This window comes from Ensifer sp. NPDC090286, assembly GCF_044769565.1.
Taxonomy (GTDB): domain Bacteria; phylum Pseudomonadota; class Alphaproteobacteria; order Rhizobiales; family Rhizobiaceae; genus Ensifer.
Window position 1 is genome coordinate 657,150 of record NZ_JBIVYF010000001.1, and the last position, 15,959, is coordinate 673,108.

At 62.2% G+C, this 15,959-nt stretch carries 17 protein-coding genes; 6 read left to right on the forward strand and 11 right to left on the reverse strand.

Annotated elements, in window-relative coordinates; translation table 11 throughout:
* Positions 1-16 precede the first annotated feature (16 nt).
* The gene (locus ACIQUG_RS03245; protein WP_402320547.1) at positions 17-931 is read right to left on the reverse strand and encodes a LysR family transcriptional regulator; all 915 of its coding nucleotides are present in this window, start codon (positions 929-931) and stop codon (positions 17-19) included.
* 101 nt (positions 932-1,032) lie between these two features.
* Here ACIQUG_RS03245 and ACIQUG_RS03250 point away from each other — a divergent pair, with 101 nt between their 5' ends.
* Positions 1,033-2,040, forward strand: coding sequence for an NAD(P)H-binding protein (locus ACIQUG_RS03250; protein WP_402317324.1), 1,008 nt, complete (start codon positions 1,033-1,035; stop codon positions 2,038-2,040).
* Positions 2,041-2,083: 43 nt separating this feature from the next.
* Here the strand turns inward: ACIQUG_RS03250 and ACIQUG_RS03255 are convergent, their stop codons facing one another.
* Both ACIQUG_RS03255 and ACIQUG_RS03260 read right to left on the reverse strand, forming a co-directional pair.
* Positions 2,084-3,046, reverse strand: a complete 963-nt coding sequence (locus ACIQUG_RS03255; protein ID WP_402317326.1) for a lytic transglycosylase domain-containing protein — start codon at positions 3,044-3,046, stop codon at positions 2,084-2,086.
* 88 nt (positions 3,047-3,134) lie between these two features.
* Complete coding sequence (locus ACIQUG_RS03260) at positions 3,135-3,644, reverse strand: GNAT family N-acetyltransferase (RefSeq protein WP_402317330.1); 510 nt, start codon at positions 3,642-3,644, stop codon at positions 3,135-3,137.
* Positions 3,645-3,681: 37 nt separating this feature from the next.
* Here ACIQUG_RS03260 and ACIQUG_RS03265 point away from each other — a divergent pair, with 37 nt between their 5' ends.
* Complete coding sequence (locus ACIQUG_RS03265; protein WP_402317332.1) at positions 3,682-4,251, forward strand: helix-turn-helix domain-containing protein; 570 nt, start codon at positions 3,682-3,684, stop codon at positions 4,249-4,251.
* 2 nt (positions 4,252-4,253) lie between these two features.
* On the opposite strand, the gene ACIQUG_RS03270 is transcribed toward ACIQUG_RS03265, so the two are convergent.
* From ACIQUG_RS03270 to trxB, 5 genes are all read right to left on the reverse strand, one after another.
* A complete protein-coding gene (locus ACIQUG_RS03270) occupies positions 4,254-5,057 on the reverse strand; it encodes an aminoglycoside phosphotransferase family protein (RefSeq protein ID WP_402317335.1) in 804 nt (267 codons plus the stop codon).
* Between the two features lie 63 nt (positions 5,058-5,120).
* Positions 5,121-6,242, reverse strand: a complete 1,122-nt coding sequence (locus ACIQUG_RS03275) for an alkene reductase (protein ID WP_402317338.1) — start codon at positions 6,240-6,242, stop codon at positions 5,121-5,123.
* A 46-nt stretch (positions 6,243-6,288) separates the two neighbouring features.
* Positions 6,289-6,579, reverse strand: a complete 291-nt coding sequence (locus ACIQUG_RS03280; protein ID WP_402320550.1) for an ArsR/SmtB family transcription factor — start codon at positions 6,577-6,579, stop codon at positions 6,289-6,291.
* A gap of 615 nt (positions 6,580-7,194) precedes the next feature.
* A complete protein-coding gene (locus tag ACIQUG_RS03285; protein ID WP_043614622.1) occupies positions 7,195-8,091 on the reverse strand; it encodes a LysR family transcriptional regulator VtlR in 897 nt (298 codons plus the stop codon).
* Between the two features lie 116 nt (positions 8,092-8,207).
* Positions 8,208-9,182: a thioredoxin-disulfide reductase gene (gene trxB / locus ACIQUG_RS03290; RefSeq protein ID WP_205238790.1), complete on the reverse strand. Its 975-nt coding sequence runs from the start codon at positions 9,180-9,182 to the stop codon at positions 8,208-8,210.
* Between the two features lie 636 nt (positions 9,183-9,818).
* Between trxB and ACIQUG_RS03295 the strand changes: the two genes are divergently transcribed.
* Genes ACIQUG_RS03295 through ACIQUG_RS03305 form a run of 3 tightly spaced genes read left to right on the forward strand, consistent with a single transcriptional unit; the run spans position 9,819 to position 12,150 of the window.
* Positions 9,819-10,289, forward strand: coding sequence for an Lrp/AsnC family transcriptional regulator (locus ACIQUG_RS03295; RefSeq protein ID WP_043614306.1), 471 nt, complete (start codon positions 9,819-9,821; stop codon positions 10,287-10,289).
* Positions 10,290-10,298: 9 nt separating this feature from the next.
* The gene (locus ACIQUG_RS03300; protein ID WP_402317343.1) at positions 10,299-11,120 is read left to right on the forward strand and encodes a glycosyltransferase family 2 protein; all 822 of its coding nucleotides are present in this window, start codon (positions 10,299-10,301) and stop codon (positions 11,118-11,120) included.
* A 7-nt stretch (positions 11,121-11,127) separates the two neighbouring features.
* Entirely contained in the window at positions 11,128-12,150 is a 1,023-nt protein-coding gene (locus ACIQUG_RS03305) for a glycosyltransferase (protein ID WP_402317346.1), read from the forward strand.
* Between the two features lie 38 nt (positions 12,151-12,188).
* Here ACIQUG_RS03305 and ACIQUG_RS03310 read toward each other — a convergent pair whose 3' ends face one another.
* Both ACIQUG_RS03310 and greA read right to left on the reverse strand, forming a co-directional pair.
* Positions 12,189-13,247: a glycosyltransferase family 4 protein gene (locus ACIQUG_RS03310; RefSeq protein WP_402317349.1), complete on the reverse strand. Its 1,059-nt coding sequence runs from the start codon at positions 13,245-13,247 to the stop codon at positions 12,189-12,191.
* Between the two features lie 87 nt (positions 13,248-13,334).
* Positions 13,335-13,811, reverse strand: a complete 477-nt coding sequence (greA, locus tag ACIQUG_RS03315) for a transcription elongation factor GreA (protein ID WP_034791305.1) — start codon at positions 13,809-13,811, stop codon at positions 13,335-13,337.
* Positions 13,812-14,101: 290 nt separating this feature from the next.
* Between greA and ACIQUG_RS03320 the strand changes: the two genes are divergently transcribed.
* A complete protein-coding gene (locus tag ACIQUG_RS03320) occupies positions 14,102-15,595 on the forward strand; it encodes an MFS transporter (protein WP_402317353.1) in 1,494 nt (497 codons plus the stop codon).
* Between the two features lie 5 nt (positions 15,596-15,600).
* Here ACIQUG_RS03320 and ACIQUG_RS03325 read toward each other — a convergent pair whose 3' ends face one another.
* Positions 15,601-15,936 (reverse strand): hypothetical protein, encoded by a 336-nt coding sequence (locus ACIQUG_RS03325; RefSeq protein WP_402317356.1) that lies wholly within the window; start codon positions 15,934-15,936, stop codon positions 15,601-15,603.
* Between the last annotated feature and the right edge of the window lie 23 nt (positions 15,937-15,959).

Consider the following 15,959-nt stretch of genomic DNA (forward strand, 5'->3'; position numbering starts at 1 on the left):
CGGGAGGTGTCTGAGATCAGATTTCGGTGCTCGCGTCTGCGAGCGCAGTGCCACGAATATAGGCCCGCAGCCCCGCGGCAAGCGCGTCGAACGTGACGCGACAGCGGGGCGCCGTCTTCAGGTTCTCGTGCATCACCAGCCAGGTGTCGAGCTTCATCTCGAACAGGTCCGGCAGTACCGGCAGAAGATCGGGATCGCGCGCCGCAAGCCCGTTCTGGCAGATACCGATGCCGAACCCGGCGCGGATCGCGGCCAGTTGGGCAAGGTTGCTGTCGGCCTTCAGCGCAAAACGTGTCGCCGGCAGTTCCGGCGAGCGGGCGACGATCGCCCGGATCGCAGCCGTCTCGCGGTCGTAGCCGATCAGGCTGTGATCGCTAAGCTCGGCCAGTGTCTGCGGCATACCGCGTCGCTCGATATAGCGGCGGTGGGCGTGAAAGCTCAAGGGAACCGCGCCGAGATGGCGGGCGATCAGCGCGTCCTGCGCGGGCGCCACCATGCGCACGGCGATATCGGCCTCCTGACGCAAAAGGTCTTCGACCATGTCCGAGGCGGAAAGTTCGATCGTCAACTCCGGATAGGCCTCGTGCAGTTCTGTGAGGATCGGCGGCAACACCTCGATGCCGATGACTTCGCTGGCACTGATGCGCACTGTGCCGCTGACCGTATCGCGCTGGCCCGACGCGGCGCGCAAGAGCGCAGCCGACGTCGCGGCGAGCGTCTCGGCATAGGGCTTGAGCGCCAGCGCGGCATCGGTCGGCAATAGGCCGTGCGGAGAGCGCACGAAGAGCGGATAGCCGAGTGCCGCTTCCATGGCGTCCACGTGCCGGCCAACGGTTGGCTGCGTCAGGCCAAGCTCGCGAGCGGCGGCCGACAGCGATCCCTCGTCAAGAACCGCGAGGAAGGTTCGATAGAAATCCCAGCTCAAATCCATCTTGCTCATGCATTTCAGTATAGCGGCGCAATATTTTTCGGCAATTCCGTTTAACAAGTGAAAGCGTGATCCTGCCTCCATCGAAACGGATGGAGCGTGACATGACCGAGATGCAGCAGAAAATAAGAAGCGCGCTGGTGCTCGGTGCGACGGGCGGTATCGGCAGCGCCGTCGCGCGCGGGCTCAAAAGGCGTGGTTGGCAGGTGCGTGCCTTGAACCGAAACGCTGCGACGGCGGCGCAGACCGAGCCGGCGTTCGACTGGCGGCAAGGCGACGCCATGAACGCGAGCGACGTTCGGACTGCTGCCGAAGGCGTCGATCTGATCGTGCACGCGGTCAATCCGCCAGGCTACCGCAATTGGGGCACGCTTGTGCTGCCGATGCTCGACAATACGATCGCTGCTGCCAAGGCCACCGGCGCACGCATCCTTTTGCCAGGAACGATCTACAATTTTGGCCGCGACGCCTTTCCCGTCCTGACGGAGGACGCACCGCAGAACCCGGACACCGAAAAGGGCCAGATTCGCAAGGAGATGGAGCGTCGCTTGAAGGATGCGTCGGAGGCGGGTGTCGGCGTCATCATCGTCAGGGCAGGCGACTTCTTCGGTCCCGGTGCAGCCAATAACTGGTTTTCGCAAGGGCTGGTGAAACCGGGCAAACCGTTGGGCGCGATTTCCTACCCGGGCCGCGAAGGCATCGGCCATCAATGGGCCTATCTGCCCGATGTGGCCGAAACCATGATCCGCCTTGTCGAGCGCGCCGAGGACCTGCCGCCTTTCGCCGTCTACCACATGCAGGGCTTCCTCGACCGCAATGGCGACGAGATGATTGCGGCGATCCGCCGGGTCGTTGGCAAGCCCGCGCTTCCCGTCCGCGCCTTCCCGTGGTGGCTGATCGACCTGGCGTCGCCCTTCGTTCCGCTCTTCAGGGAGTTGCGCAAGATGCGTTATCTCTGGCGTGAACCCTTGAGAATGCCGAACGAACGGCTGCGAGCGGTGCTCGGCGAAGAGCCGCACACGCCGATCGACGAGGCTGTCGCAACGACGCTCCGCGGGCTTGGTTGCCTGAACGACCGGCCGGCGCTTCTACAAGGGGGTGTCGCAGGCTAGGGCGCGCCATGTCCACGATCGATTTCGACCAGGCCTGAACCGGTCAGTTCCGGAAGACGAGGCAGGCACCGCCGCTCTTGCGAATCGTGGCGCAAAGCTTGTTTGCGTCCGCCTGGGTCTCGCGGCCGATGCGTGCGGCGTAGCGGATCCTGAGGCCAAAGCTGGCATTGCGTTCGCGCAGGAGAAGCGCCTTCTCACTGCGGATCGGCTCCGGCAGGCGCTTGACGGCGCTGACGAACAATCGCTGCGCCACCGACTTCTGGAAATGCGCGGCAAGCTGCACGCCCCAGGGCGCCCATTCCGCCTCGTCGATCACCTCGATGTCGCGCAGGTTGCGGGTGCTGGCGAGCGCCACGCAGCCGTCGATGAAGTTCTTGTTCTTGTCGAGCGTCAGGTCGAGGATCTTTGGTGGATTGTCGCGCCAGTCCTCGACGCTGTAGGCGGTGATCGCAAGCACGTAGTTGCGTGTTTCCGCCGGCAGCCAATCGACCTCGAGAAAACGTTCGAGCCCGTTCTCGCCGGCATTGTAAGCGGCAGCCGCATAGCCGAGATTGCCGTAGCGCGACTTGAGTTCGTTCAGATATTCCGCCGACTTGCCGAGCGCCTCGACCACATCGAAGCTGTTGTTGAGCCCCCGCATCTTCGCCGTTCCCGGCATGAATTGCGCGATGCCTTCAGCGCCCTTGGGGCTGACGGCATTGGGCCGGAACAGGCTTTCGCGCCAGATCAGGCGGGCGAAGAAAGCCGCGGGCAGGTCGTTGACGGCCGCATAGTGGTCGATCACGCCGCAGATATCGCGGGCGAAGTTTTCCTTGCTGATGCAGAGCGACTTGGCGGGGTCGGTGGCCGACGGGCCGGAATAGACGCATTTGGGCTGTGGGGCGAGATCATCGATACGAGCCGCCGCGGGGACGGCGCTCAACGACGGAATGCTGACAGCCAGCGCCAGTGCCGCTTTCGCGACACGTGCCCAGGCGCCCGATCTGACCTTCTGCCGAAGACCCACGTCAAAATGTTTCCAGAAACAGTCCTTGAAGGTTCATAGCATCTCCCGCCGCCTCGACAAACGACCATTGTCGAGGCGGCGCCGCGGCTTAGCGCGGCGAGCCCGTCTGGAGCACCAGTTGCATGAATGTCAGGTCGAGCCAGCGGCCGAACTTCGTGCCGACCTCGCGCAGTCGGCCGGTATCCTCGAAACCCAGTTGGGCATGAAGGCGGATCGAGGCTGCGTTCTCCGACTCGATCCCGGCGATCATCACATGCTTGCTCAGCCGCTCGGCCTCGGCGATCAGTGCGACCATGAGTTTCCGGCCAATGCCGCCACCGCGCCGATCCTTGTGAACATAGACGGAGTGCTCGACCGTGTGGCGGTAGCCATCGAAGGCGCGCCAATCGCCGAAGGACGCATAGCCGATGACATCGCCTTCGTCCGAGACCGCCACCAGCACCGGATAGCCCACGTCCGTGCGCGCCTTCAGCCAGGCTGTTCGATTGGCGACATCGACCAGGGTATCGTTCCAGATCGCCGTCGTGTTCGCCACGGCGTCGTTGTAGATGTCGCAGATGATTGGCAGATCGTCTTGGATGGCCGCCCGGATCAGCATGCTTGCTCCTCGCATTCGTTCACTATATGACTACGATATGAATACTAAAGTAGACAGCCTGGATCAACGGCTCAGTGAACGAATTCGTCTTGAAAGAGAGGCGCGCGGCTGGTCGCTGAGCGATCTTTCGGAGCGCTCCGGCGTCTCGCGCGCGATGATCCACAAGGTCGAGCGGGGCGACAGCAGCCCGACGGCGACGCTGCTGGCAAAGCTCGCCGGTGCGTTTGGTCTCACCATGTCCAGCCTGATCGCGCGGGCCGAGATGAGCCAGGGCAGGCTGTCGCGACGCCAGGATCAGGCGGTGTGGCGCGATCCGCAGACCGGCTACCTCCGGCGCCACGTCTCGCCGATGTCGGACCTGCCGCTCGAGCTGGTCGAGGTCGAGCTTCCGCCCGGCGCCGAGGTGCCGATCCCGGCATCCGCCTATGCGCTCCATCGCCGGTGGATATGGGTGAGTGCAGGGCGCCTGACCTTCGTGGAAGGGCTGGAGACCCATACGCTTGGCGTCGGGGATTGCCTGGAGCTCGGCCCGCCGCAGGATTGCGTCTTCCGCAACGCCGGCGGAGAGACCTGTATCTACGCCGTCGTCCTGTTGCGGACGGGGTAAGCTTAGCGGTCGAGTTCGGCGATGGCGATCCGCGCCATTGCGAGGTCGTTCTCGACACCGAATTCGTCGTTGTCTTCCAGGAACCAGGCTGCGGAAAGCCCGGCATAGGCAAGCACCCAGTTGAGGATACGGTGTGGGTGAAGCCCGGTCTCCTTGGCGACGATGGGCAGATGCCGCTGCAGTCGGCCCGGAGCGGTAACCAGGGGCAGTTCCGGATTGCAGAACAGGTTGGCGTAGTCGTAGCCGCGATCGCCGAGCACGCGTTTCGGATCGATCGCCAGCCAGCCGCGATCGCCGAAATCGAGGATATTGGCGTGGTGCACGTCGGCATGCAGCACGACCGGCGGTTCGGGATCGGCAAACAGGCTTTTCGCCGCCTCGAGCGCACGGGCAAAGAGCCCGCCTTGAGCGGGAGCAGCCGTTTCCAGAGAGGTGAACCATCTGTTGAGCGGCACGAGATCGCCGGGAACCGGTGTTGAGCGCGGCGCATGTAGCGCGGCGACGGTGCGGCAGATGATGCGCGTCACATCCTCGTCGCTTCCGGTCATCGCCATGTGGAAGAGGTTGCGCCGGCTGTCGGTGCGCTCCATCAGCACCGCGTCGCCATCGGCTTCAAAGACTTTTGCGGCGCCTTGCCCGTTCCAGTAGAGCAGCGGCAGGCGGCCATACTTCTCTTCCGGGTCCTCGGCGACCTTGAGCATCGCCCGCTGGCCGCGATAGCGGACGGGGTAAAGACGGCTGGAGGGGGTTACGATGACGTCGCCGTCAGGATGCAATGACCATTTTTCTGAATATAGCGAAAACATAAGCTCTTCATTCCCAAGGACAAATGCTCCGCCAAGGAGGCGGAGCATTGCCATGTGGGAGTGTCAGGCGACCTGTTCAAGGGCCGGATAGTCGGTATAGCCCTTGGCGCCACCGCCATAGAAGGTTGCCTGATCCGGCGTGTTGAGCGGCGCATCGCGCTTCAACCGCTCGACGAGATCCGGATTGGCGATGAACGGCTTGCCGAAGGCGACGAGGTCGGCTTCGCCGTCCTTGACCGTCTTCACCGCGAGCGCCCTGTCATAGCCATTGTTGGTCATCCAGGCTGCCTTGCCGCCAGCGGCGACATAGGTCGAGCGCAGCGCGTCGTAGTCGAATGGCTGATCGCCCTGCTGGTGGTCGCGCGGGCCGCCGGTCGCACCTTCGATTATGTGGATATAGGCGAGGGGATAGCGGGCGAGATTCTTGACCACATGGCCGAAGACCTGCTGCGGCTGCGGATCAAAGGCATCGTTGGCAGGGGTGACGGGTGAAAGGCGGATGCCGACCCGGCCGGCGCCAATTTCATTCGTCACGGCGTCCATGACCTCGAACAGGAAGCGGGCGCGGTTCTCGATCGAGCCGCCATAGGCATCCGTGCGGTGGTTCGAACCCGAACGCAGGAACTGGTCGATGAGATAGCCATTGGCCGCATGGATCTCGATGCCGTCGAAGCCGGCGTCGATTGCGGCGCGTGCGGCCTTGCGGTAGTCCTCGACGATCGCCTTGATCTCGGCGATCTCCAGCGCATGTGGCTCGGAGGTTTCGGCAAAGGAACCGGTACCGTCGGCATTGACCAGATAGGTCTTGGACTTGGCGCGAATGGCCGACGGCGCCACGGGCTTGCCGCCGCCCGGCTGCAGCGAATCATGCGAAATGCGGCCGACATGCCACATCTGGACGACGATCCGGCCGCCCTTGGCATGCACTGCGTCCGTCACCTTGCGCCAGCCGTCGAGCGCTTCCGGCGTATAGAGTCCCGGCACGTCGGCATAGCCCTGGCCCTGCTGGGTGATTGCCGTTCCCTCCGTGATCAGCAGGCCGGCCGTCGCACGCTGCTCGTAATAGGTCACGTTCAGGGTGTTCGGAACAGCGCCCGGCGACCGGTTGCGGGTCAGCGGCGCCATCACGACGCGGTTCTTCAGCGCGATGTCGCCGATGGTGATGGGGTCGAAAAGCGAGGCCATGGGAGGTCCTTTCAGGGAGGAGGTCTGCTGGGGGAGAAGGTGCGTCTTAGAGATCGCCGAGGCTCTTGAGGAAGGCGGCGATCGTCTCTTCATCGCGGCGGTAGAAAATCCATTGGCCAACCTTGCGGGTGGTCACCAGGCCGGCGCGCTGAAGCACAGCGAGATGCGAGGAAACGGTCGACTGCGACAGGCCGCAACGTTCGAACTGGCCGGCACATACGCCGAGATCGAGCGGATGCTCCTGAGTCGGAAAATGGCGCTGCGGCTCCTTCAGCCAGGCGAGGATGTTGACCCGCACGGGATGGGCAAGCGCCTTGAGGATTTCGTCTCGGTCCATTGTATATCGCTGCATCGTGTTTTACCGATAGATGTATCGCTAAAACACGATATTCAAATCACAAGACCGTGAGCGTGCTGCAGGCAAAAAAAGAGGGCCTCAAGAAAACTTGGGCCCTTGTAGTTGTGAAGGTAATAAGAACCTCCAGAGGGGAACAGCTAATGCGGTGGCGGGGAGGAGAAGCCACCAAGAATGCATCAGCTGCATTTTAATATGGGAAGCGAAGTATCGGCTTTCAATAGCCGGCTGTGATTTTCATCACGGTTCGCCTGTATCTAACAGTAGACAAAAAAAGAGGGCCACAAGATGACTCGGGCCCTTATAAGTTGTGAAGGTAATTAAACCTCCAGAGGGGAACAGCTGCTGCGGTGGCACTGGGAGGAGAAGCCACCAAAGATGCATCAGCTGAGTTTGGTATGCTGCTTTTTTGGGCGCGCAACAATCATTTTCTGTGCATGACAGCCATGTCATGCGCGCATCCCTGCCTATTTCTGCGGCGCACAACAAAAATGCGCCGCACAATAAAGTCGGCGCATCGGTAATATCGATGTAAAAACAGAAGGTTGGCAGCCGCTCGGGAAAATGCTCAGAAAATGAGCATTCGCGCGGAGCGCGCTAGAAGTTCCAGTTGCGGGCCTTGGCGACGATGTAGTCGCGGAAGACCTTGAGCTTGGCTGCGTTCTTCATCTCGTCCGGATAGCAGAAATAGGTATCGAAAGACGGGATGTCGGCGCTGATCGGCAGCTGGATGAGGCCAGGATCGCGGCCGACGATGTAGTCGGGCAGCATGGCGACGCCGATGCCGAGCAGGCAGGCGCGCTTGATCGAGGTCTGGCTGTTGATCTGCAGATGCGACACGCGCGGATTGTCGGAATCGCGGCCGGCGATCTCGAGCCAGTTGACGTCGAGCAGATAGTTCGGCGCCGGCTCGCCGAAGGTGATGATGCGGTGGTTGTCGAGATCCTCGACCGACTGCGGCTCGCCATACTTGTTGATGTAGGACGGAGCTGCATAGACGTGCATGTGCACGGTGAAGAGCTTGCGCTGGATGAGATCCGACTGCTGCGGCTGACGCAGGCGGATGGCACAGTCCGCATGGCGCATGTTCACGTCCAGTTCCTCGTTGTCGAGGATGAGCTGAACCTGCACCTCCGGGTGCAGCGACATGAATTCCTGGATCTTGTCGGTGAGCCAGCCCTGGCCGAGACCGACCGTGGTGGTGATGCGCAGCTTGCCGCTCGGCTTGTCGGTGGTCTCGCTCAGCTGGACCTTGACGCTTTCGAGCTTCATCAGCACTTCATGCGCGGTGCGATACAGGATCTCGCCCTGTTCGGTGAGGATCAGGCCGCGCGCATGACGGTGGAACAGCTTGATGCCGACATCCTGCTCCAGCGAGCTGACCTGCCGGCTGATCGCGGACTGCGAAAGATGAAGCTTGTCTGCCGCATGGGTGAACGACCCAGCCTCGGCCGCCGCGTGAAAAATGCGCAGTTTGTCCCAGTCCAGCGACATGAAGTCCCCCATAAGAAACCACTCCGGAAGACGGGGTCCTGTCTTCCGGGCGTGGCTGATGCATCTGTTCCCACACGGGCGAGGTGCCTCAGCGACACCACCCCGATTCGCAGCTTCTATTCGGCTGCAATTGCGACGGGCATATGACCCGCCAGGTATTTCTCGGCCTCAAGCGCTGCCATGCAGCCCATGCCGGCCGCCGTAACCGCCTGACGGTAAATGTCGTCCGTCACGTCGCCTGCGGCAAAAACGCCGGGCACGTCGGTCGCCGTCGAATCGGCTGCGGTCCAGAGATAGCCGTTGGACTTTTGCCGAAGCTTGCCTTTGAAAAGTTCGACCGCAGGTGCATGACCGATCGCGACGAACACGCCGTCGGTGACCATGTCGGAGGTTTCGCCGGTCTTGGTGTTGCGCAGCTTCACGCCGTTGACGGAAGCGGGCATCGGCGGCTTGGCCGGCGCACCCAGATATTCGACGACCTCGTGATCCCAGATCACCTTTACGTTCGGCTTGGCGAACAGGCGCTCCTGCAGGATCTTCTCGGCGCGGAAGGAATCGCGGCGGTGAACGACCGTCACGGTCTTGGCGAGGTTCGACAAATAGAGCGCCTCCTCGACGGCCGAGTTGCCGCCGCCGACGACGATCACGTCCTTGTTGCGATAGAAGAAGCCGTCGCAGGTGGCGCAGGCCGAGACGCCGAAGCCCATGAAGGTCGGTTCGGTCTCGATGCCGAGCCACTTGGCCTTGGCGCCGGTGGCGATGATCAGTGCGTCCGCCGTCCAGTCGTTACCGCTGTCGGTCTTGATGCGGAACGGACGAACCGACAGGTCGACATCGGTCACGAGATCGTTGACGATCTCGGCGCCGACATGGGTCGCCTGCTTCAGCATCTGTTCCATCATCCACGGGCCTTGGACCGGATCGGCATAGCCCGGGTAGTTTTCGACGTCCGTCGTGATCATCAACTGGCCGCCTTGTTCCATGCCGGCGATCAGCACGGGCTCGAGCATGGCGCGCGCCGTATAGATGGCGGCGGTGTAGCCAGCCGGGCCGGAGCCGATGATCAGCACTTTCACGTGACGGGCAGTCATAATCTTGTCCTTCGTTCATCGGAGAGGATTGCGTCCCCATCCGATTCCATTGCGTCAATGGGAAATCGTCCCATACTTTAGGTATTCCCCACCATGACTTTCAAGAGCGCGCAGCCTGATACACACAAGTGCTTGAGCCTGAAGCCCGGTTTTGCCACCAGATGACGCGCTCAAGGCACAGGCGTTGGCCCGGCATTGATCCGAGTCTCGCGCCGGAGCGCGCGGCGGCAGTGGAGCGCACTTCGTGTCGCTTCTGACGATGTCCACCTCTATTTGCACATCTGCCGGCATCGCCAACGCCATTTTCCCGCGAATAGTCGGCCGGGCTGCTTGTTGTCCAGCGGGTTTGACGATATTTCACGCGGATTCACTTTGCTGGAGAAGCATATGGGGTTGAATGCCGGCCGTGCATGGTTGCACTGCGAACGCACTGCGCTCGGCCACGCACCGACTCGAAACGACCTTGCCCTTGACGAGCGCGCCTTGCCGAAAATCTCGACCGAGACGATCGCGGCAGCGCCGGGATAGGGACGCATCAGTCGACGTCGCCCACGATCGGGGCAACCTCACCATCGGCAGACACAAGTTTTCGACTTTGCCTCGCGCTCAAAGTCACCACGAAAAGGACGAACGTTCATGACGAAACAAGTCGAGCTCGACGCTATCGATCTCAAGATCCTTCGCGAGCTCCAGCGTGATGGCCGGATGACCAATGTCGATCTCGCGCAAAGGGTCGGCATCTCCGCGCCGCCGTGCCTACGGCGCGTGCGCAAGCTCGAAGAGACGGGCGTCATCAAGGGCTATCACGCGTTGCTGAACGCTCCGGCGCTCGGCTTTGATCTCGTCGCCTTCTGCATGGTGGGCCTGAAGCGCCAGTCGGAAGCCGATCTCAAGGCCTTCGCGGCCGCCACCGCCGAATGGCAGATCGTCCGGCAGGCCTGGACGGTTTCCGGCGAAAGCGACTTTCTCCTGCATTGTGTCGCCGAAAACCTCACGACTTTCCAGGATTTCGTCATCGAAGTGCTGACGGCCAACGAACGGGTCGACACCGTGCGCACGATGCTGACCATTCGCCAGGTCAAGGATATCGGCCTCGTCCAGATCTAAGGCCCGTCCATGAACAAGCTTCCGCTGTCCGCCTTCATCATCTGCCAGAACGAAGAAGCCTATCTCGGCAATTGCATCGAGAGCCTCGAGCAGTGTGCGGAAATCGTCATCGTCGATTCCGGTTCGACCGACGGAACGGCAGCACTCGTGCAGTCCTATATCGACAAGGGCTGGCCGATCCGCTTCCTGCATGAGCCGTGGCGGGGCTATGCCGGCCAGAAGCAGTTCGCGCTTGATCAATGTACGCAGCCCTGGTGCTTCAACATCGATTCCGACGAACGCCTGGACGAACCGCTGAAGGCGCTGCTGCCGTCGCTGCTCGATACGCCACCGGAGACGGTTGGCTGGCGTGTCGCGCGCAGGCCCTATCTGATCGGCTACGGCTACACGCCGGAGCGCGCGCACGAGCGACGAAACCTACGGCTTATCCGCCAGGGCAGGGGCCGCTACGACCTTAACCAGAAGGTTCACGAAGGCATCGTGCCGGATGGCGCGGTCGGCGCCGCTCCCAAGGGCAGTCTGCTGCACTACCGGCCGCTGATCATCGACGAGCAGATCCTCAAGGAAAACAAGTACTCGACGCTCAAGGCCGACCAGCAGTTCGCCGCCGGCAAGTCGGCGCGGCCCTACAAGATGCTGTTCAGCCCGCCGCTCTATTTCCTCCGGCTCTATTTCCGTAACGGCCTGTGGCGCTGCGGCTTTCCAGGCTTCATCGAGGCGATGACGGGGGCGGTCTACGCTTTCCTGACTGCCGCCAAGATCTATCAGAGGCACGCGCTGAAACGCCACCCGAACCATGACGACATGGATCGGCGGCAGAACCAGCGGTGAGGTTTCCATGAAAGTCATGCATTTTCACTTCGGCAAGGACGGTGGCGCTGAGCGCTTCTTCGTCCATCTGGTCAACGCGCTCGGCGAGCGCGGGGTCGAGCAGACCTCGGTCATCCGGCCGGGGCGGATCTGGCGGAAGGACATCGAGGGTGCGACGCGCATCATCGAAAGCAACTTCCGCAACCTTTCGCTCGACCGCATTCTCTTGCCGATGAAGGTCAGCAGCATGGCGCGGCGCGAGAAGCCCGACGCGCTGTTCGCCTGGATGCCGCGCGCCAGCCGTCTGATGCCCAACTACAAGGGCTGCATCAAGATCTCGCGTCTCGGCGACTATCCGCTACGGCTCGACTACTTCCGCAACACCGATTGCCTCGTCTGCAACACGCCGGGCATCGCCGAGCATGTGCGCAAGATCGGCTGGAAGCGCGACGTTGAGGTGATTTCCAACTTCACCGGAACCGAGCGGGTCGCTCCGATCAGCCGCGCAACGCTCGACACGCCTGAAAACGTGCCTGTCGTCATGTCGATGGGGCGCTTCGTACCACGCAAGGGCTTCCACACCCTGATCCAGGCGATCGCCAAGGTGCCGGACGCCTATCTCTGGCTGGTGGGCGACGGCGAAGAGCGGGCAAACCTGGAAAAGCTCGCCGCCGACCTCGGCGTGTCGAAGCGCGTGCGCTTTGCCGGTTGGCAGAAGGACACGCGGCCTTTCCTTGCCGCTTCGGATATCTTCGTCATGGCATCGAGCCATGAGCCGCTCGGCAACGTTATCCTCGAATCCTGGGCGCAAGGCACGCCTGTCGTGTCCAGCCGGTCGGAAGGACCGCAATGGTTCATGCGCGACGGCGAAAACGGCTTGATGGTCGATATCGGTGACGCTGACGGCTTTGCCCAGGCGATCGACCGCATCGCAGGCGATCCCTCGCTGGGCGAACGTCTTGCCGAACGCGGCCATGAGACGCTGATGAACCAGTTCTCGAAGCAGGCGATTACCGACGCCTATCTGAAGCTCTTCGCTTCGAAGCGCTAAGAGAGTTTAGTGCGAGGCTGCCACGCGGTGGCAGCCTGTCAGGGACGCATCAGGCGTTCATAGACGGCGTTGATCGCGCGGGCCTCGCCCTCGATCGCAAAAGATGCGCGGGTTAGGCCTAGACCGTTGGCGCCAGCCAAGGCCCGGCGGTGATCATCGTCCATGAAGCCGGCAGTCGCCTCGACCATCCCCTGCAGATCGTTGGCGGCGATCACCGTTCCGGTTTCCTGCTCGCCGACCACGACCAGTTCCGAAAATGCGCCGACATCGGTTGCGATGACAGGAACGCCCGTTGCCATCGCTTCGAGCGGCGTCAGCCCGAAACCTTCCCAGCGCTGCGGCGCAACGAAAAGGTCGAGCCCACGATACCAGTCCGGAATGTTGGTATGTTCACCAACGAAACGGATGCGGTCGGTAAGCCCGGCCTTTGCGACCCGCTCTTTCAACTCGTTCTCGAATGCGACATGCGGGCCGGTCGCGCGTCCGGCGACGATGGCGCTCCAGCCGGGCCGGCAGGGCAAAAGCGCAATCATGCTGTCGACGAAGAGATCGGTGCCCTTCTGCTTACGCACCCGCCCGAAGCAGCCGACATATTTTTGCGCTGGATCCAGCCCGAGCGCGGCCTTGGCCGCACTTGTGTCGGTCGGTGGCTGGAAGCGCTTGGTGTCGATGCCGTGAAGGATGACCGTGTTCGGCACCTGCAGATAGGCGGAGGTCTTACCGCTCGTCGCGATCACGGCGTCCATGCGCGAAATCAGGAACTTGCTCCAGCCGGTGTGGCGGCGCTGCGAAGCGGAGGTGAAAACGATCTTCAGCTTCATGCCAAGCAGGTCGCGCAGCACGATCGCCGGCAGCATCTCGACATTGCGGCGCGCATGCCAGACCCGGCAGGGCCGGCCGTCCGGTGCACTCCACAGACGCAGAAGGTCGCGGAAGCGGATCGAGGGCAGGGTGTCAGGCAGGCCCGGACCAAGCACGGCGATCTTTTCGCCGAGCGCGCGCTGGATCGGAATCAACTGGATGATGGTAGACGTCACGCCCGAGAGACGGCGCTTGAAATTGGGAGCGATGACCTCGACGTTCCGGATATCGGCCACGAAAGCGCACTCCTTGCGCGAGCTATGATCGTCTTTGGGAGAAAGAGAAAAGGGGCGAAGGAAGACTTCGCCCCTGTTTGGGGCTGATCAGCCCCAGTTGACGGCGAGAATCTCGTAGGCCTTGGAGCCGCCGGGGGCGTTCACTTCGATGGAATCGCCGACTTCCTTGCCGATCAGCGCGCGGGCGATCGGCGACGAGATCGAGATGCGGCCGGCCTTCACGTCGGCTTCCTGGTCGCCAACGATCTGGTAGGTCTTTTCCTCTTCGGTGTCTTCGTCGACGAGCTTCACCTTGGCGCCGAACTTGATCTTGGAGCCGGACATCTTCGAGAGATCAATGACTTCCGCGCGGGCGATCAGGTCTTCGAGCTCGGTAATGCGGCCTTCGTTGTGGCTCTGCGCTTCCTTGGCAGCGTGGTACTCGGCATTTTCCGACAGGTCGCCATGTGCACGGGCTTCGGCAATCGCCTCGATGATTCGCGGTCGTTCTTCCTGCTGGCGCCAGCGCAGCTCCTCCTGCAGGTTGACGAATCCGCCCTGGGTCATCGGCACTTTTTCGACCATTTCAATGTCCTTCATCAAGCACGAGGCGCCGCCCTTAGGGCGGCGCCAACGCAAAAGAAAACGGTCTCCGGCGCGCAAACGCCGGAACCGTCCGAAACTTCGAACCTTCGTTATAGCAGAAACGGAAGAGCGAAAGCCAGATATTTCGCCGTCGTCCACCGAACGCCGAAATGCGCTTGCAACTTGCGGAGGAAGCGCGGGGCTGGCAAGCTCCGGAGAAAGCGCTTTACCTCAACCGTGGTTGAGGTCGTAACACGGTGTTCCTGAAAGATGACGAGGGAACTTTAGGCATGCTTCTGGCGAAGGACGATACCAAGGCAAGCGAAAGCGACACTGTGCCTGACGAGGACGGCCGCTGGAGCGAGTTGTTGCGGCCTGATTATCTGGCAACGACAGTGGCCCTCTGCCTCGGGGTCGCGCTCTTCGCCTTCAACGAGTTTTTCGTCGCGACGGCATTGCCGACGGCCGTCGAAGAAATCGGTGGCGCCACCATACTCTCCTGGGCCGTCACGCTTTATCTCGTCTTTGCCATTCTCGGCGGGGCGTGCGCCGCCACGCTCAAGGCACGGTTCGGCGCACGCACCACGCTGATTACGGCCGCGCTGATCTTTGTCGTCGGCACGATCATCGCGACCGCTGCCGGTAGTATGCCGCAGGTTCTTGCCGGTCGCGTGTTCCAGGGATTCGGCGAAGGAATCATCGCGGCGATCTGTTACGCGCTGATCCCTGAGCTCTTCCCGCCGCGCTTGGTCCCGAAGGTTTTCGGGGCCGAGGCGATCGTCTGGGCCACGGCCGCCTTCGGCGGCCCGCTCGTATCCGGATTCCTGACGGAGTACTGGTCGTGGCGGGCTGCCTTCGCCGTCAACATTCCCGCAACCGTCATCTTCGTCGCCCTTGTCCTGATCATTGTGCCGCCACGGAACGCGCCATCGATCGAGAAGGCTGGTCCTATCCCGCTTCTGCGCTTGGCCGTCGTCGGTACTGGTATCTTGCTGATATCGCTATCAAACACAGCGAACAGCTTTCCCTTGATGGCGGCAGCGCTCGCAACGGCGCTGACGATCCTGTGGGCGGCCGTCGCGACCGACCGGCGCGCAGAGCATTCTATCTTGCCCGCAGGGGCCTTTGCACTCACGAAGCCCCTTGGCACCGGACTATGGGTCGTGCTCCTTATGCCGCTCGCTCAGGCATCCGGATCCGTTTACCTCATCTACGGCCTGCAACATGTCTGGAACTTCAGCCCCACAGCCGCAGGCTTCTCCGCAGCGCTGATGGCGATCTCCTGGAGCACGGCCGCTATTCTCGTCGCAAGCCTTCGCTCGCATGACCTGCGCGTTAAGCTCATCCCGGTGGGGCCGGCACTCCTCAGCCTTGGGCTTGCAGGCCTGATGATCGCCTTCGCGATCGACGAGTTCCGGCTTGTCTTCCCGAGCCAGATCGCAGTCGGGACCGGCTTCGGCCTATCCTGGGGAACGCTCAGCCAGTTGATGATGGACGTCTCGCCGCGTGGCGAGCGGGACAAGACCTCGGCATTTCTGCCGACATTGCAATCGGCCGGCTATGCGATCGGCGCCGCGATCTGTGGACTGACTGCAAACCTTCGCGGCTTCGATGAAAATGCCGACATCGCGACCATGCATGGCGCTCTGTTCACCGTCTTCGTCGTCGCCTGCGTGATCTCGACGGCGTCGCTCTATCTTGGCCTCAGAACCGTGCGGCTCGCAGCCAAGAGCCCGCAGCGCGGTCGAGGCGGAAGCACGGTCGAGGTGTTTGCGGCGGACTAGATCACTCAGGCGGCAGCGCGGAGCGACGCGCCGACATGGCGGCGGGCGAGCAGCGCCCGCTGTTCGATGCCCCGGCCGATGGAAGGCACGATCGTTGCCAGCAGCTTGCGGTTGCTGGAGAGGACCTGGACCTTCAGCGAACCATAGTCGGCATCGCGGCCGATCTTGTCTGCGATGCGCTGGCCGTAATAGAGGGCCGATCCCTCGTCGAAATGGCTGATACCGTCTTCGTCGACGAAGTGCTCGTCGCCCCACAGCAAATCAAAGAAATAGAGTTGCACGATCTTGCCCCATATCGCGCCCGCCGGCGAAGCCGCCGATCTCTCTGTGCGCAGGGTCATAGAAACATGTGCTGGGGGAATGC